The organism is Azospirillum sp. TSH100 (assembly GCF_004923295.1).
Lineage (GTDB): Bacteria > Pseudomonadota > Alphaproteobacteria > Azospirillales > Azospirillaceae > Azospirillum.
In genome coordinates this window covers 310,730-327,608 of sequence record NZ_CP039638.1, presented here as the reverse complement: position 1 = coordinate 327,608, position 16,879 = coordinate 310,730, and the positions used below count along the sequence as shown (strand labels likewise).

Annotated in this window: 15 protein-coding genes; 4 read left to right on the top strand and 11 right to left on the bottom strand. The window is 67.6% G+C overall.

What is annotated here, in order from left to right; genetic code table 11:
- Nucleotides 1–51: 51 nt before the first annotated feature.
- Nucleotides 52–1,125: a 4-hydroxyphenylpyruvate dioxygenase gene (hppD, locus tag E6C72_RS26845; RefSeq protein WP_109084434.1), complete on the bottom strand. Its 1,074-nt coding sequence runs from the start codon at nucleotides 1,123–1,125 to the stop codon at nucleotides 52–54.
- Nucleotides 1,126–1,261: 136 nt separating this feature from the next.
- Between hppD and E6C72_RS26840 the strand changes: the two genes are divergently transcribed.
- The gene (locus E6C72_RS26840; protein WP_109084390.1) at nucleotides 1,262–1,750 is read left to right on the top strand and encodes an Lrp/AsnC family transcriptional regulator; all 489 of its coding nucleotides are present in this window, start codon (nucleotides 1,262–1,264) and stop codon (nucleotides 1,748–1,750) included.
- Nucleotides 1,751–1,774: 24 nt separating this feature from the next.
- On the opposite strand, the gene E6C72_RS26835 is transcribed toward E6C72_RS26840, so the two are convergent.
- The 8 genes from E6C72_RS26835 to E6C72_RS26800 all read right to left on the bottom strand — a co-directional run bounded on the left by E6C72_RS26835 (nucleotide 1,775) and on the right by E6C72_RS26800 (nucleotide 13,123).
- Nucleotides 1,775–2,923, bottom strand: a complete 1,149-nt coding sequence (locus E6C72_RS26835) for a glycosyltransferase family 4 protein (RefSeq protein WP_109084389.1) — start codon at nucleotides 2,921–2,923, stop codon at nucleotides 1,775–1,777.
- A 2-nt stretch (nucleotides 2,924–2,925) separates the two neighbouring features.
- Entirely contained in the window at nucleotides 2,926–4,167 is a 1,242-nt protein-coding gene (locus E6C72_RS26830) for a glycosyltransferase family 4 protein (RefSeq protein ID WP_109084388.1), read from the bottom strand.
- The gene (locus tag E6C72_RS26825; RefSeq protein WP_109084387.1) at nucleotides 4,164–5,459 is read right to left on the bottom strand and encodes a glycosyltransferase family 4 protein; all 1,296 of its coding nucleotides are present in this window, start codon (nucleotides 5,457–5,459) and stop codon (nucleotides 4,164–4,166) included. The genes E6C72_RS26830 and E6C72_RS26825 overlap by 4 nt, the downstream gene beginning before the upstream one ends.
- A 6-nt stretch (nucleotides 5,460–5,465) precedes the next feature.
- Entirely contained in the window at nucleotides 5,466–6,431 is a 966-nt protein-coding gene (locus E6C72_RS26820) for a GDP-L-fucose synthase (RefSeq protein WP_109084386.1), read from the bottom strand.
- A 106-nt stretch (nucleotides 6,432–6,537) separates the two neighbouring features.
- Nucleotides 6,538–7,533 carry an NAD(P)-dependent oxidoreductase gene (locus tag E6C72_RS26815; RefSeq protein WP_109084385.1) on the bottom strand — a complete coding sequence of 332 codons (996 nt, stop codon included), beginning with the start codon at nucleotides 7,531–7,533 and terminating at the stop codon, nucleotides 6,538–6,540.
- Between the two features lie 58 nt (nucleotides 7,534–7,591).
- Nucleotides 7,592–8,947, bottom strand: a complete 1,356-nt coding sequence (locus tag E6C72_RS26810; RefSeq protein WP_109084384.1) for a nucleotide sugar dehydrogenase — start codon at nucleotides 8,945–8,947, stop codon at nucleotides 7,592–7,594.
- Nucleotides 8,948–9,354: 407 nt separating this feature from the next.
- Nucleotides 9,355–10,800 carry a flippase gene (locus tag E6C72_RS26805; RefSeq protein WP_109084383.1) on the bottom strand — a complete coding sequence of 482 codons (1,446 nt, stop codon included), beginning with the start codon at nucleotides 10,798–10,800 and terminating at the stop codon, nucleotides 9,355–9,357.
- 118 nt (nucleotides 10,801–10,918) lie between these two features.
- On the bottom strand, nucleotides 10,919–13,123 hold the full coding sequence (locus tag E6C72_RS26800; protein WP_247875501.1) for a Wzz/FepE/Etk N-terminal domain-containing protein: 2,205 nt from the start codon (nucleotides 13,121–13,123) through the stop codon (nucleotides 10,919–10,921).
- 345 nt (nucleotides 13,124–13,468) lie between these two features.
- On the opposite strand from E6C72_RS26800, the gene E6C72_RS26795 reads away from it, so the two are divergent.
- From E6C72_RS26795 to E6C72_RS26790, 3 genes are all read left to right on the top strand, one after another.
- Entirely contained in the window at nucleotides 13,469–14,167 is a 699-nt protein-coding gene (locus E6C72_RS26795) for a Crp/Fnr family transcriptional regulator (RefSeq protein ID WP_109084381.1), read from the top strand.
- An 87-nt stretch (nucleotides 14,168–14,254) separates the two neighbouring features.
- Nucleotides 14,255–14,428: a hypothetical protein gene (locus E6C72_RS31880; protein ID WP_169055305.1), complete on the top strand. Its 174-nt coding sequence runs from the start codon at nucleotides 14,255–14,257 to the stop codon at nucleotides 14,426–14,428.
- A 125-nt stretch (nucleotides 14,429–14,553) separates the two neighbouring features.
- Nucleotides 14,554–14,757 carry a DUF2892 domain-containing protein gene (locus E6C72_RS26790; RefSeq protein ID WP_109084380.1) on the top strand — a complete coding sequence of 68 codons (204 nt, stop codon included), beginning with the start codon at nucleotides 14,554–14,556 and terminating at the stop codon, nucleotides 14,755–14,757.
- Between the two features lie 79 nt (nucleotides 14,758–14,836).
- Here E6C72_RS26790 and E6C72_RS26785 read toward each other — a convergent pair whose 3' ends face one another.
- Both E6C72_RS26785 and E6C72_RS26780 read right to left on the bottom strand, forming a co-directional pair.
- On the bottom strand, nucleotides 14,837–15,406 hold the full coding sequence (locus tag E6C72_RS26785) for an ActR/PrrA/RegA family redox response regulator transcription factor (protein ID WP_083897251.1): 570 nt from the start codon (nucleotides 15,404–15,406) through the stop codon (nucleotides 14,837–14,839).
- Nucleotides 15,407–15,442: 36 nt separating this feature from the next.
- Nucleotides 15,443–16,840, bottom strand: a complete 1,398-nt coding sequence (locus tag E6C72_RS26780) for an ActS/PrrB/RegB family redox-sensitive histidine kinase (RefSeq protein ID WP_109084379.1) — start codon at nucleotides 16,838–16,840, stop codon at nucleotides 15,443–15,445.
- Nucleotides 16,841–16,879 lie beyond the last annotated feature (39 nt).

Sequence of the window (16,879 nt, the reverse complement as noted above, 5' to 3'; positions counted from 1 at the left end):
GCCTTGCGACCGGACGGCGCTTGAAATCCTTCGGCAAAAACGTCTTGGCAATCAGGCCGCGTTCTCGCTCAGCACGCCGCGACGGATCTGGTCGAGTTCGATGGATTCGAACAGGGCCTTGAAGTTGCCCTCGCCGAAGCCCTCGTTGCCGATGCGCTGGATGATCTCGAAGAAGATCGGGCCGATGACGTTCTGGGTGAAGATTTGCAGCAACAGGCCCTGGCCCTCGGTCGGGGCGCCGTCGATCAGGATCCGGTTGGCCTGGAGGCGCTTCAGATCCTGATTGTGGCCGGGTACGCGGCCGTCGACACGCTCGTAATAGGTGTCGGGCGTGTCCTGGAACGGGGTGCCCATGCCGCGCATCAACTCCACCGTGTGGATGATGTCGTTGGTGCCGAGTGCAACGTGCTGGATGCCTTCGCCTTTGTAGTCGCGGAGATATTCGACGATCTGCGACTTGTTGTCGGCGGACTCGTTGATCGGGATGCGGATCTTGCCGCAGGGGCTGGTCATCGCCTTCGACCGCAGGCCGGTCAGCTTGCCTTCGATGTCGAAATAGCGGATCTCGCGGAAGCCGAACAGGCGGGTGTAGAAGTCGGCCCACTCCTCCATCCGCCCGGTGTGGACGTTGTGGGTCAGATGGTCGATGTAGGTCAGGCCGGCGCCCTGCGGATGCTGGTCAACGCCGGGCAGCGGCACGAAATCGACCTCATAGATGCTGCCGCGCCCGCCATAGCGGTCGACGAGATAGATCAGCGAATCGCCGATGCCCTTGATGGCGGGGATATTCAGCTCCATCGCGCCGACGCGGTTCTCCACCCCCCAGGCACCGAGATCGACCGCGCGGCGATAGGCAAAGGCGGCGTCGGCGACGCGGAAGGCGATGGCGCAGATCGACGGGCCATGCTGGGCGGCGAAGTTGCGCGGAAAGCCCGACGGCTCGGCATTGACGATGAAGTTCACGTCACCCTGGCGGTAGAGCGTCACGTCCTTCGACCGGTGGCGGGCGATGGCGGTGAAGCCCAGCTGCTCGAACAGGCGGCCCAGGGCCACGGTGTCCGGGGCGGTGAATTCGATGAACTCGAACCCGTCGGTCTTCATCGGGTTTTCCCACATGTCGGCCATGATCGCCTCTCCCATGGTTCGTTCTGCGATCAGTATGCCTGACTGTCTGCGGAAAGAGCTTTCAAAGTGGGGCAGGCATACCTATGATTTTGGCGGAATTTTCTGTTTTGTCCGCCAGTATCGGAGAATTTTGCCGTTGCCCGCCATATTATCGGAAACCGACATCAGAATCCTGGTCGCCTTGCAGGAGGATTCGCGGCTGACCGTGCAGGAACTGGCCGACCGCGTCGGCACCTCGCCGTCCTCCTGCTGGCGTCGGCTGAAGTCGCTGGAGGAGACCGGAGTGATCCGCCGCTATACGGCGCTGGTCGATCCGAAGGCGGCTTCGGTCGGCGAATGCGTCTTCGCCCATGTGACGCTCGACCACCATTCGGCCGAGACCGCCGCAATCTTCATCGACGCGGTGCGCAAACGGCCGGAGGTGCTGGAATGCTACGCGGTGTCGGGCGATGCGGATTATCTTCTGCGGGTCGCGGTGCGGGCGATCGCCGACTACAACCGCTTCCTCGAAGAGTTCGTCTTCCAGCTGCCCTTCCAGGTCCGCATCCGATCCAACTTCGCCCTGAAGGAAATCAAGTTCGAGACAGCCCTGCCATTGGGAGGGCCATTGGGGGTCGGGGCGTAGCGCCCTCCCCCAAGCTCCTCTCCCCTACCCGGCCACGCGGCGCTTGGCCGGCACGGTGGCGGCAGCGGCGGCCGGATGCGGCCCGGCGATGCGGTCGAGCAGCAGGTCCAGGCCGGTGCGGCTGGTCTCGTAGGCGACGCGGGCGCGGGTCAGCGTCTGGGCCGAGGCGGCGGCGAGCGCCTCGCGATCATCGGCCCAGGCCGCCAGGATCGGAACGGCCGCCTTGACGAAGTTGGCATTCTGCGGCACCAGCCCGTCGGCTGGAATGTCGGAGCCGATGCAGCCGCGCTCATAGGCCAGCACCGGCACGCCGGCGGCCATCGCCTCGAACAGGACCAGCGGCTGCGCTTCGTTGCGGTATTGGGTGGGGAAGACGAAGACGTCGATGTCGCGGTAGAAGGCCTCCTTGGCCTCGCCATGCACCGGGCCGTGATACTCCACCGCCCCGTCGAAGGCCATCAGCCCGGCTGCGATCATCGCATTGTCCCTCGGCTTCAGCCCCGGACCGGCCAGCACCAGCTTCGCGTCCACCCCCTCCAGCTGCAACGCGCGCAGCAGGGTGAACAGCGTGTCCAGCCCCTTGTCGCTGCACAGGTTCGACAGGTGGCCGATGCGCAGGGGGCCGTCGCGCCGCTGGCGCGGAGCGGCATCGGGGGCGGAGAAGATGGCGTTCGACATGGTCATGCAGGTGCGCGCCGCCGGATAGATCGACTGGAAGCGCATCTGCATCGCCGGGCACAGCAGCACATGGGTGCAGTCGGCCCCGGCGATCCGGGTCAGCAGCCGCATCCGCCAGGTCGGTTTGCTGATGGTGGCGAAGGAATGATGGTGCAGCACCTGCTCGTAGCCGAGCAGCCGCGCCGTCCCGGCAAGGGCGGCCGTGTAGAGCGTGCCCCAGCCGGAATCCGCCGGCATGTAGAAGCGGCGGTCGGGCTTGCGCAGCCCGGCGGCGAGCCGGCCCATGGTGCCGAAAACACGCGTCATCTTGCGCAGGTGATAGACGGCGCCGCCACCGTTCCAGCCGGGCGACAGGTCGGCGACCTCCACGCGGCCGCGCCCCCGCATGCGGTCCTTCAGACGCTCCAGCACCAGGGCCGTCACCCGGCTCATCCCATCCACCGGCGGCGGCAGGCGCCCGGAGACGACCACATGGGTGCGCGCGTTCCGTTCCATCGTCAACTCCCGGTCAGTGCCGCTCCGGTCGACCGGCCATGCTGGCCACCCTCCGGGTCGGCGGAATAATCGGACGCATAGTCGGTGTCCGCGCTGCGCTCCGCCTTCGGGCCGCCCAGCGCCACCACGGCCTTCTCCACCGACAGGGCGAAGAAGCTGGCGTCGGCCAACGCCTGGAAGGGCCGCCCGTTCAGGCTCAGACGGCGCCATTCATCCTCGTCCCCCGCCACCGACAGCATGTAGCGCGCCAGCCCCTCGGGGTTGTCCGGCTCCACGATGTGGCCGTTCAGCCCGCTGCGGATCAGCACGTCGCGCGCCCCGCACTGGTCGGACAGGATGGTCGGAACACCCATGGCGAGCGCCTCGTTCACCACCAGCCCGAACTGCTCCTCCAGCGACGGCAGAAGCAGGCAGAGCGTCGATCCGAGAGTCTCGGCGATCCCCTTCTCCTGCAGGAAACCGCGGAAGACGATCGCCCCGTCCAGCCCGCGCCGCGTCACCTCGGCCCGCAGTTCCGCCTCCAGCGGACCGGACCCGCAGAGGTGCAGCGGTCGGGCGGCCGGACCGGCCAGCCGCCGGTAAATGTCGTAGGCTTCGACCGCCCGGAACAAGTTCTTCTTCGGGACGAAACGCGCGATGATGGTGAAGTGGCGGTCGGCGAAGGGTACTCCACCAGGGGCCGGCTCCATCCCGGACAGTCGGCGGATGCGGTCCAGCGACAGCGTGTCATACCCGATATAGAGTCTGTCCTTCGGGAGGCCCAACAGGCGGAAGTAATCCACCGTGCGGTGACTTCCGCCGATCCCGGCCTGATAGGGGGAGTAGAAGACGCTCTTGACCATCTCACGCCACAGCACGCGCGGCTTGTCGTCATACTTCGACGCGTTCATGTTGATGACCTTGCGCCCCATCAGCCGCATGGTCAGGGCGAGCGCGAAGACATCCGGATCCTCGTAATGGCAGAGGAAGACATAGCGCGCGTCGGCACGCCGGCATTCGCGCAGCAGGGCGCGGTAGACCGTGGCCGTCGACAGGTCGGCCTTCGACTGGCCGGGGAACAGGGTGATCTTGCGGAAATTCTGCCCGGTCCCGGTCGAATCCCAGGCGTAGGTGTGCGATTTCGACCCGACCTCCAGCCCGATCACGTCATAGACATGGCCCAGCCGCCGGCCGACCGCTTCCAGCCGGTCCATGTGGTAGGGGCCGAACATCTCCCAACTGAAGACCAGCGCGGGCTTCTTCATGCTGCCTCTCCCAACAGAAGGCGGGCGTAGCGGTCGAGCGCCACGGCGCGGGTGGCGTTCGCCTCCACCCAGGCGCGGCCACGGCGGCCCATGGCGGTGGCGCGGGCAGGGTCCGACAGCAGCGCCGCCACCGCTTCCGCCATTGCGCGCGGCTCCTCCGGCGGGGTGCACAGGAAGGCGCCGACCTGCGCCTCCAGCGTGGCGAGCGCCGATCCCGGCAGGCAGGTGCTGACGAAGGGCCGGCCGGCGGCGAGGATGGTCACCGCCTTGCCGGGCATGGCGAAGGCCGCCCCCTCGGGCCGCTGCGGCACGAGATGGACGTCGCCCTCCGCCATCGCCTCGTTCAGCTGGTCCTTCGGCGCCAGCGGCTGGAAGATCACGTTGCCCAGCCCCATGGCGCGGGCGCGCGACTTCAGCTCCTCCTCCAGGCCGCCCTGCCCGCGCAGCCTGATGCGGGCCTGCGGCATCAGCTCCGCCAGATGACCGGCCATGTCCAGCACCTGCTCCAGCCCCTGCTTGCGGGCGAAGGCACCGCTGTAGAGCGCGGTCGGCGGCTGGTCGGGACGCGGCAGCGGATAGACGGCGTCGGCGTCGACATGGGGCGGGATCACATGGATCGGCCGGGTGACGCCCAGTTCCTCCAGCACGCCGCGCATCGGCTCCGACAGGACGACGATGGCGTCGGCGCTGTTCAGCGCGGCGCGTTCCATGGCGCGGATCGCCTTGACCGCCGCCTTGCCGCCCATGCCCAGAGCGCCGGCAAGGCCGGACTGGATGTCGTGGACGATGGCGATGTGGCGGCCGCCCGGCGCCTTGAAGCGGTTGGCGATGGCCACCGACAGGATCGACGGGCAGAGCGACAGCACCGCGGCATGCCGTCCGACCCGGCCGCGGGCGCGGGCCGCGGCGAAGCCGGCATGCAGCACGCCCTCGTGGATCAGCCGGGCCTTCATGCCGCCGCCGGCCGGCGGGATGGTGTGCAGACGCTCGATCAGCACCCCGTCCACCGTCCTGCTGTCCTGCGACCCGTCGGCATAGCCGTCATAGACCGTGTTGCCGGGATAGTTGGGACGCGCGGTCAGCACCGTCGTCTCCGCCCCGGCCGCCGCGAAGGCAGTGGCGAGGTCGGTCATCATCGGGGCGCTGCCGGCCGGTTCCGGCCAATAGCTCTGCGCCACGAGCAGCAGTTCTTCCGGCACGGGCACGTCCGCCAGGGACGGCGCGCCCGCTGAAGCCTTGGAAGCCGGCCGGTCGAAGACCGGCGGCCGCAGATGGATGGAATCGTCCGGCATCGGGCGTTACTCCGCTGCCTGCCTGGACGCCTGACGGCGCTCGGGTGCCGCATTCTCCAGGAACCAGTCGTAGGTGCAGCGGAGCCCCTCCTCCAGCGACACCTTCGGGCGCCAGCCGGTGGCGAACAGGCGGGACACGTCCATCAGCTTGCGCGGGTGGCCGTCGGGCTTGCTCAGATCGTGGGTCAGCGTGCCGGTGTAACCGACGGTGTCGCGGATCGCGGCGGCGAGGGAGGATATGGCGATGTCGTCGCCGGGGCCGACATTGATGATCTCCTCGCTGTCGTAATGGTCCATCAGATGGATGCAGGCATCGGCCATGTCATCGACATAGAGGAACTCGCGCCGCGGCGTGCCGGTACCCCACAGGGTGACCGTCGGGTCGCCCGCCATCTTGGCGTCATGGAAGCGACGGATCATGCCCGGCAGAGCATGCGAGGTCTCAGGCTCGAAATGGTCGCCGGGGCCATAGAGGTTGGACGGCATGGCGCAGATGGCGTTGAAACCGTACTGGCGCCGGTAGGCCTGGCACATGGTGATGCCGGCGATCTTGGCGACGGCGTAGGGCTTGTTGCTCGGCTCCATCGGGCCGGACAGCAGCGCCTCCTCCTTGATCGGCTGTTCCGCATGCTTCGGATAGAGGCAGGAGGAGCCGAGGAACAGCAGCTTCTTCACGCCGGCGCGCCAGGCGGCGTCGATGACGTTGTTCTGGATCAGCAGGTTGTCGCGGATGAAATCGCCGCCGAACCGGTCATTGGCGAGGATGCCGCCCACCTTCGCCGCGGCCAGGATCACCTGTTCGATGCCCTCGCGGTCGAAGAAGGCGCGCACCGCCGCCTGATCGGTCAGGTCGAGCTGCGACCGGTCGCGGATCACGAGGTCGGTGTGCCCGGCCTCGGTCAACTGCCGCAGAATGGCGGATCCGACGAGTCCCCGGTGGCCGGCGACGAAGATGCGGCTGTTGCGGTCCATGCGGGCCGTCTCCTTAAGATCTTGCAAGCGAACGAATGCCTTATCGGCCGTCATCCCCGCCTTCGCGGAGATGACGGCTGGGACCGTGACTGCGGGTCACGCCCCCCTATTCCGCCGCCTGCCCCATGCGCCCCAGATCGGCCCGTGCACGCTCGGCGTACCACTCCACCACACCGGGCAGGCCGGCGGAGAGCGGGATGCGCGGGGTGAATCCGAGCGCGGTCAGCTTGGCGATGTCGGGGCTGCGACGGTCGGTGCCGCCGGGAGCAGCCGGGCCGGGCAGCACCTGGGCCTCACGGCCGAGGCAGGCGACGGTCTGGCGGGCGAGGTCGGCGATGGTGACCTCCTCCGGGTTGCCGACATGGTAGATGCCGAGATGCGCGCCCTTGCCGATCACCGTCACGATGCCGTCGATGGCGTCGTCGATGTGGACGAAGGCGCGGGTCTGGCGGCCGTCGCCCTGGATCCTGAAGGGCACCGCCCCGCTCGGGTGACCGGCGATCGCCTCCACCGCGCGGCGGGAGAATTCCGGCACCACATGCTCCCAGCCCATGTCCGGGCCGTAGACATTGTGCGGACGGAAGATCGCCACGCGGTCGAAGCCGCTGCGACCCCAGTTCACCGCCAGCAGCTCGGAGATCAGCTTGGAGCCGCCATAGCTGTAGCGGGCGTTCAGCACGTCCGGCACCACCAGCGGCACATCCTCCGGCGTCGGCACCATCGGCGGGGTCTGGTAGGCTTCGGAGGAGGAGGCGACGACCAGATCGCCGACGCCGTCGGCGCGGCAGGCGTCCAGCACGTTCAGCATGCCGCGCACGCCAACGTCCAGCACCACCTCCGGCTTCTCGTAGAAGTGCTTGGTGCCGTTGACGGCGGCCAGATGCAGCACGCCGTCGACGCCGCGCACCGCCCCGCGCACGGCGTCCGCGTCGCGGATGTCGCCCTGGACGAACTCCACGTCGTCAAGCACGCCGGCCAGCCGCCCGGTATGCCCGCGCGAATTGTCGTCCAGCACGCGGACGCGGTGGCCGTCACGGACCAGACGGTGGACCAGGGCGGCGCCGATGAAGCCGCTGCCGCCGGTGACGAGATAGTGTTTCATGTCGGTCAAATTCCTCTTCCCAAACCGCTTGGCCAAACCCCTTCAGGCGCGGATTTCGTCAGGCCACATGCGCGTAGCGGGCGGCGCCATGGCTGCCGAGCGCCACGTAGGCGGTGCCGTCCGGCAGGTCGACATCGCGGCTGTTGAAGTTGTTCCAGAAGTCGTAGATCACGCCCGGACGGTCCATCCGCTGGGCCAGATCCGGCAGCGGCATGGAGGTGAAGACCGGGTGGTTGTTCAGGATCACCGCCAGATTGGCGCCGGACACCGCCTCGGCCATGTTGGCCGCCGGTTCCAGCCCGAAGCTGCGGATGTCGTCGGGGCGCACCACCGCGTCGAAGCCGCGCAGGCGGGCGGTGGGGAAGCGCTGGCGCAGCTCCTCAAGCACCGGCTTGGCCATGGTGCCGCGCAGGTCGTCGGTCGCCGGACGGCCCTTGAAGGCGAGGCCCATCAGGCTGATGGTCGGCGCCTGAGGGAAGCCCTGCATCGAATGGGCGAGCTTGCCGAGGAAGTCGGCGACCTCGACCGGCTGGCTTTCGTTGACCAGACGGCCGGCGGCGGTGATCGCCATGTCGACCCCGACCTCGCGCGCCGCCTCGATCAGGATGTGGGGGTCCTTCTCCAGGCAGGGACCGCCGACCGGGCCGGGAAGCGGCAGGTTGGTGCGCGGATAGCCCAGCTTGCCGGCGCGCGCCACCTCGACCGCCGAGATCTCCATGGCGTTGCACAGCTTCGCGATCTCGTTGGAGAAGGCGAAGGTGACGTCGCGGTAGGTGTTGTCGACCAGCTTGATCAGCTCCGCCGTCTCCAGGGTGGAGACCTTGACGGTGGTCGGCGTCAGGAAGCCGAAGATCTGGGCGGCGCGGGTGGCGACATCCAGGCTCTCCGCCCCGATGATCTGCGGCAGCTGGTTCAGCTCCAGCAGCGCCTGTCCTTCCAGCGTGCGTTCGGGGCAGAAGGCGATGTCGAACTGCTTGCCGGTGCCGCGCAGGATCGGCGCCACGATGTTGCGGGTGGTGCCCAGCTTCACGGTGGAGCGCAGGATGACCAGATCGCCGTCATGCAGGCTGGCGGCGACCTGACGGGTGGCGGCCTCGATCATGTCGGTGCGGACCCGGCCGTCCTTGCTGAGCGGCGTGCCGACCGTGATGATGAAGACGCTGGCCTTGCCGCAATCCTCCTGATTGCGGCTGAAGGTCAGCCGGCCGCGCGCGATGACATGGCGCAGCTTCTCCGTCAGGCCCGGCTCGTGGAAGTGCGGGTTGCCCTGGCCGAGCTTGTCGAGCACGTCCTGCCGCACCTCGACCCCATGCACCTGGAAGCCGGCGTCCGCCATCGCCACCGCCAGCGTCAGGCCGACATAGCCGAGCCCGAGGACGCAGACGTTACGATCGGAAAAAGTCTTGGGAAGCATCGTCGCTCCTGCCGTTTGCTGAGGCCCCGCCACCGGTGGCGGGCTGCCGAAAGTTTGGAGACGCCCCGCGTGCCATGCCCTGTTTCCAAGCATGCAGACGGAGAAACCTCGAAATTCGAAATTGTTTTCTTATTGTGACTTCGCCGTGACGATGAAGTACCTCGTACCCGGCGTTGTGCAGCGCGAAGTGTTTCAGAAATCACCGTCGGATGAAAAGACTATGATTGCTGTTCTCCGCCGTATTAATGGTACTAACCCCCGTCGCGGCTAAATGAATGCTTGGAGGCACCAACAGAGACGTTCGAAAGTGGTGCAATAGGCACATTCTGTTCAGGCTGCCGGTATCCCTCGACCCGGCCTTGCAGAAGTGAGGGTTGAACCATCCGTCCAGCCACGACCCGTCCCTCTCAGGCCGTGGCGCTGGTCAGCCGGCGCAATCTTTTCAAATGGACCAATCCGGTCAGCACGGCGACCACCGCATAGACCGCGACCATCACCACGCTGCCGGCAACGAAATGCACCAGTGCCGGCAACCGGTCGAACAACGGGGCGGCGAACCGGTCGAGCGCAAGCGCCGCGGCGATGGACGCGCCGGCGCACAGCAAAGCCCGCGCGGCGATCCCGGCATACAGTTCCCCGATCACCTGCCGGTGGATCCAGGCGATGGCGACGGTGGCCGCCAGTTCGGCGGTGAAGGTCGCCATCGCGGCGCCCTCGATGCCATAGCGCGGGATCCACCAGATGTTCAGCAGGGCGTTCAGCGCGCCGCCCGACAGCATGGCGACCATGTAGCCGGTCTGCCGATGCCAGACGAGCAGCGGGTTGCCGAGGATCATGTTGGCGTAGACCACCGCCGAGGCCAGCATCAGCAGGCGCAGCGCCAGCGTCGCCGGGGCATAGGCGTCGCCGAACAGCGTGCCGAGGATCGACGGCGCCAGGGCGAAGCCCCCTGCGACGACCAGCCCGCCGACCGCCAGCATGACGCCGGCATAGGCCCGCATCCGGTCGCGCATCGGCCCAAGCTCGCCATAGGCGGCGGCCAGCTGCGGCAGGAAGGCGTTCATCACGATGTTGCCGACCAGATTTGCCAGCGTCTGGATCTTCACCGCCGCGCTGTACCAGCCGACCTCGGTGTGCGGGGCCAGGAAGCCCAGCATCACCACGTCCAGATGGGTGAAGATCGCCCAGGCGAAGACGCCGACCGCCATCGGCGTCGCCGCCGTCAGGATCTCGCGCCACACCTTCAGGTCGACCCGCGGGCGCAGGTGGCCGAAATCGCGGCGGAAGCGGCCGATCATCACCAGCGCGTTGACGGTGATGGAGCCGCCGGTGATGGCGGCCGCGGTGATGGCGTCCTCAGGCCCACGCACCAGCAGGAAGACAAGAAGCATCGAGCCGATCGAGGTGCCGATCTCGCGCGTGGCGATCACCCCCATCTTCTCGGTCGCCTGGTAAACAAAGTCGAGCACCAGGGCGTTCCCAAGAAGCTGGACCGCCTGCACCAGAAGAACCGCCTTCACCTCCATCGGCTTATCCAAGGAGAGGATGAAGGCGGCATAGAGGGCCCCCACCACCAGGGCGAGGACTGTGCGCAGGGTCAGCACATGCTCCGACAGTTCGGCCGCCTGATCGCGATCGCGGGCGATTTCACGGATGGCGTAGGTGGACAGGCCCATGTTCACGAACAGCGCCGCATAGGCCATCAGCGAGGTGCCGAAGCCCAGCACGCCGAAACTGTCCGGTCCCAGAACCCGCGCGGTCCAGGCTGCGGTCACCAGCCCGCTCGCCATCGTCGCCACTTTCGCGGCGGCAAGGGCACGGATGTTCCGGAAGATGCGGTGTCCAGCCGACATTCATGGGCTCTTCGGTGGTTGAAAACATCGTGACGGACGGCGCAAAAGCCCCTCCCGCAGTCGGTCCGGCCAATCGGACCGGCCTTCGGCCGGCCGAGGGCGGGAGGGGAGCTTGTCCTCAGTTCGCGTAGTAGCGGCGGTAGCCGTGATAGCGCCCACTGTCCGGGAACTCGTACTGGGCGTGGCGCCGGGTATCGACCTGACTGAACAGGACCCCCACCACTTCGCCGCCTGCCTCGATCACCTCCTTCAGGCCGGCCATCGCGGTGCCCCGCTTGGTCATGCCCCAGCGGACGATGAAGACGGTCTGGTCGGCAAGCGCCGCCAGCAGCTTGCCTTCCGACACCGCCAGCACCGGCGGCGAATCCAGCACGATGCGGTCATAGTTGACCGACAGGCGCGACAGCAGCTGGTGCATGCCCGACGAGCCCAGCGTGTCCTGCGGCAGCGTGCGGCCATGGCCGGCGGGGATGACGTGCAGGCCGGTGCGCGGATCGACCTGGATCACCTCCTCCAGCGTCGCGGTGCCGGCCAGCACCTCCGACAGGCCCCGGTTGTTGGACATGCCCAGCATCTCGTGCAGGCTTTTCCGCCGCAGGTCGCAATCGACCAGGATCGTCCGCTGTCCGGCGTTGGCGCAGGTGCGGGCGAATGCCGCGGCGACCGAGCTTTTGCCCTCGCCGGGAACCGACGAGCTGAACAGGATCACCCGGTGCCGCCCGTCAGGATTGGCGAGCAGCAGCGAGGTGCGCAGGTTCTGCATCGATTCCGAAAAGGCGGAGATCGGCTTGTCGACCACATAAGCCGCTGGCGAGCCGCCGAAGCGCGGGATGCGCGGCACGATGCCCAGGCTGCGGACGCCGGTCGCCATCTCGAACTGGTGCGGGCTGCGGAAGCCGCTGTCGGCCCGTTCGCGCAGCATGGCCAGCAGCACCCCCAGCGTGCCCGACGCCACCAGGGCCAGCAGCAGGATCAGCTTGCGGTTGGGCTGCGACGGGTCGAGCGGGATCGACGCCTCCGACACGATGCGGGCGTCGGGCTGGCGCATGTCGGTCTGCGCCGCGATCTGCTGGGAGCGGGTGAGCAGCGCCTCGTACATCGACTGGGCGGTGCCGGCGTCGCGCTCCAGCGTGCGCAGGCCGACGGTCGCCTGCTGCTGCTCGTTCTGCTTGGCCTCGGCCTGGTCCAGGCTGGCCTTGAGCGCTTGCTCGCGGCCCTTGGCCAGTTCCACCTCGTTGCTGAGGTTGGAGACGATCTTGCCGACGTCGGTCTTGATCTGGCCTTGCAGGTCGCGCAGCTGGCTCTGCAGCGCCTGGAGCATCGGGTGCTTGGCGCCGTAGCGGTTGGTGGCGTCGGCGATCTGGCGCTGGAGATCGACCTCGCGTTCGCGCAGGGCCTGGATCAGCGGCGAGCCCATCACGTCGCCGACCGCCGAGGCGCCGCGCGGCGAATTGGCCATGGCGGTGACGTCGCGCAGCTTGGCCTCCGCCTCCTGCCGCTTGGTGCGGGCCAGGATATAGTCGGCGTTCAGCTGGCTCAGCTGCTGGCCGACCACCGTGCTCTCGTTGTTGGACGAGGTGGTCAGGCCATGCTGGGTCCGGTACTTCTCGACCGCGTCGCCGGTGGTCTGCGCTTCCTTGCGCAGGTCTGTCAGCCGCTCCTCCAGCCATTGGGTGGCGCGTTTGGACGCCTTGAACTTCTCGTCGAGTTGATCGACCAGATAGAGGTCGGCCATGGTGTTGGCGATCAGGGCCGACTTACGCGGGTCCTCGCTGTCGAAGCTGACGGCGATGACGTAGGAGCGGCCCTGCGGCCGGACCGACGTGTTGTCGAGCACCGCATTGACCACCGAGGTCAGGTGGTTGCGCTCGACCTCCTCCGGCGACAGCGGGACACTGCTCGACTGCTTCCAGCTGTCGGGAATCCAGTTGCGCGGGTTCAGCGCCGACACCCAGCCGGGGGGCAGCGGACGAAGCGAGGCGTTGAATTCCGGATCGTTCATCAGCTTGAGTTTCGCCACCACCTTTTCGGCGAAGGCCGGCGACTTCAGGATCGCCACCTCGCTTTGCAGCGCGCTGATGTCGGGAGTCATGTCGGACACCACGCCCTCGAAATTGAGGACGGTGTTCTTGCGGTGCTCGACCATGATCAGCGTTTCGGCGGTATAGAGCGGCGTCATCCGGAAGGCGACCAGGGCCGCCAACCCGGTGCCGACCACGATCGCCGTACCGATCAGCAGCTTGTGCCGGCGCAACAGCCCGGTGGTCCGACGCACGGCGCTGGCGGCGCTGGCCGACAGGTCATAGGAGATGCCGGGCGACACGGACCCGGGGCCCCGCCGGGACTCAGGGGTGTTGCGTCGGGGGTGTTCCTGAAGTTCCTGGGTGGCCAAAGGGTCCTCCTCGCGTAACGACCAGAAAGCGCGGCCATAGGACCATCCGTTTGCCCGACCCTCCGTTCCGGGCAGCTGATGCTGTCCGGCGGGCAGGCTCGGCGGTTCGTCCGATTGGCTGAAACGCAGTGTTAGTCCAGCCGTTGCATCGGCCATCCAGTGCATGCGGCGAGCAATGGGCGCGCAGTGGGTAGCCTTCCTGACCCTGTTGCAGTGCGGTATGGACCGTCGACGCAGGGCGGGAGATAATGGGGGTTACTCGGAAGGACAGGGTCCATGACGTTCGATCGCACCGGCTGGGCTGCGGACATTCCCGCGATTTTCCCGACACTGGCGAAGCTGGAACCGGACATGGCGGTCCATCTCGGCAACGCCGGGCGGCGGGTGAACGTTCCGCGCGGAACCGTCCTGTTCCGCGCCGGCGACCGTTGTCACACTTTCCTGATGATTTTAGACGGTGCGGTCCGGGTGCAGATGGCATCGGAGACCGGCCGCGAAATCGTGCTGTACCGGGTCGGCCGTGGCGAGACCTGCATCGTCACCACTGCCTGCCTGCTGACCGACAATCCCTACAGCGCCGAAGCGGTTGCGGAGACCGACATCGACGCGGTGGCGCTGGCCGCCGGCCCCTTCCACGATCTGGTGGCGCGCTCCGCTGCTTTCCGCGACTTCGTCTTCACGTCCTTCGGCAATCGGCTGACCGGCATGATGATGCTGATCGAGGAGGTCGCCTTCGGCCGCATCGACCTGCGCCTCGCCCGCTTCCTCGCCGACCGCCGCGACACCGCCGGCGGGCTGGACATCACCCATCAGGCGCTGGCGGTGGAACTGGGCACCGCGCGCGAGGTGGTGAGCCGCCAATTGAAGGAGTTCGAGCGCCGCGGCTTCGTCGCCCTGTCCCGTGGCCGCATCCAGGTGCTCGACCCCGCCGCCCTGCTGACGCTGGACAGCCGGGCACAGGATTCGGGCCTGTGACAAATTGTTCAGTGTGCGAATTTTTATGCTGTAGAGGATAAGAAAAAGGGTATATTACCTCTATGCCTTTTGGACGGAGGTCACACCATGCCGTGCCGTCAGGAATCCGCCACCGTCAGCGCGATCAGACAGATCCGCGATCACAGCCGTGAATGCCACAATCTGCCCGCCCGCGAGGTGCTGCTGCGGATCGAACGGCGAATGATCGAATTTCTTGAAGACGGGTCCGTTATGCCGGCGCATGGGCCGTGGTCGAATTAGGGACAGCGGCAAGTTCCCCCGCGGCAAGTCTCACGGCGACAACTTCCAACGTGACTCAATCACAGACGCGGCAATGGCTGGGGCGTAAAGCGAAGGGCATCGCTCATACAAGAACGGGTGCCGCCATGAATTGCCGCAATTTGGGTCCGGTGGATCGCGCGCTGCGCGCCATCGTCGGGCTGATCCTGATCTCGCTGACCGTCGTCGGGCCGAAGAGTCTGTGGGGACTGGTCGGGCTGGTGCCGCTGCTGACGGCCTTCGTCGGGTTCTGCCCGGCCTATACGCTGCTCGGCATCAAGACCTGCCGCACGGAAGACCACACCGCCTGAGCGGCGCGCCGGCCGAACATCCGAACGGCCCGCTCCCTGTTCGGGGCGGGCCGTTCGCGTTTCCCGATGACTCTCCGGTTCAGGCGCGCGGGGCGTGCTTGTTCAGGATGCGCTGGAGGGTGCGGCGGTGCATCTTCAGACGGCGCGCGGTCTCGGAAACGTTGCGATCGCACTGTTCGAAGACGCGCTGGATGTGTTCCCAGCGCACGCGGTCGGCCGACATCGGGTTTTCCGGCGGCTGCGGCAGCGGCCGGCCATCGGCAAGCAGGGCCGATTCCACCGCGTCGGCGTCGGCCGGCTTCGGCAGGTAATCGACGGCACCGGCCTTCACCGCGGCGACGGCGGTGGCGATGTTGCCGTAACCGGTCAGCATGACGATGCGGGCGTCGGGGCGGGCGTCGCGCAGGGCCGACACCACGTCCAGTCCGTTGCCGTCGCCCAGCCGCAGGTCGACCACCGCGAAGGCGGGGGCGGATTCCTGCGCCACCTCGATGCCGAGCTGGATGCTGTCGACCGCGACGACGTTGAAGCCGCGCTTTTCCATGGCGCGGGCCAGCCGCGTGCGGAAGGGGGCGTCGTCGTCGACGATCAGGAGGCTGCGGGTGACGTCGCCAGTGAAGGTCAGTTTGACGGCATCGCCCGACAGCATGTCATCGGTTGTTTTGAGGGTGTCCACCGTGAAACCTCATTTCTTGGCGTTGATGGTCTTCCAGCGCACGGAAATCCGCGCGCCCGTTCCGCCCTGGGTGGGATGGCCGCCGGCGGTCTGGTCAGCGGGCGGAGTGCTGCTGTCCGGCGGATTGTTGCTGTAGCGCACCGTCGCGCCGGTCTTTTCCAGCAGCGTCTGCGCGATGAAGATGCCCAGCCCCATATGGCCGCCGCCCGTCTGCCCCTTGGGGCCGGAGCGCTCGCCGCGCACCGACAGGTACGGCTCGCCGATGCGGCCCAGCAGATGCGGCGGGAAACCCGGGCCGTCGTCCATCACCGTGATGGTGACGCCGCGTCCGTCCCAGGCGGCGGCGACCGTCACCTTGTGACGGGCGAACTGGTGGGCGTTCTGGATGAAGTTGCCGATGCCGTGGATGATTTCCGGGCTGCGGCGCAGGAAGGGCTCCTCCGCCTCGCCGACCGGGTGCGGCTCCACGGCGAAGTTGATGTGGCCCAGGCGATGCGGGGCGGCGGCGGCCTCGATCAGCGTGGTCAGCGGCAGCCGCTCGAACGGGTCGCCGCCATCGGCCTCCGGCTTGCGCGCCAGATCGGCCAGAATCTCGCGGCAGCGCATCACCTGGCTTTGCAGAAGCTCGACATCCTCGCCATAGGGGCTGTCGGGCGGCAGGTCGCGCGCCAGTTCCTTCGCCACCACGGCGATGGTGCCGAGCGGCGAGCCCAGCTCGTGCGCGGCGGCGGCGGCGAGCGCGCCCAGCGCCCCCAGCCGCTGTTCGCGGGCGAGCGCCACCTGCGAGGCGGCGAGCGCGTCGGCGAAGCGCCGCGCCTCGGCAGCGACGCGGAAGACATAGCCGGCAATGAAGACCGACGACACCGTCAGCGACAGCCAGACGCCGAAGGCGTAGAGCGGCGCCATCGAACGCACCGGCTCCTCCCACGGCAGCGGGAAGTGCCAGAGGGCGAGTGCGGTCAGGCAGATCAGGTTCAGCCCGGTCAGCAGCACCGTGCTGTAGCGCGACAGGATGGCCGCCCCCACGGTCATCGGCGCCAGCAGCAGGATGGCGAAGGGGTTGCTCAGTCCACCGGTCAGATAGAGCAGCAGCGTCAGCTGCAGCATGTCGTAGCTGAGATACAGCGCCGCGTCGCGATCGGCCAGCCGCAGCCGGCCGCCTCGCTGGGCCATCGCCACCACGTTCAGCAGGGCCGACGCGCTGATCGCGGCAATCACCGGCCCGAGCGGCAGCGGGAAACCGAGCCCCAGATTGACGAAGGCCACTGCGGCCAGCTGCCCCAGCACGGCGACCCAGCGGATCAGGATCAGCGTGCGCAACGTGATGCGGCCGTCCGGTTGCGCCCAATGGAGCGGCGCCGGAGAGGGCGGGACCGGTACGGTCAGCGCGCTGGCCATCGTCACCATGATCCTTGTCCCGATGCTTGTCCCTGGGCCGCATGCCCC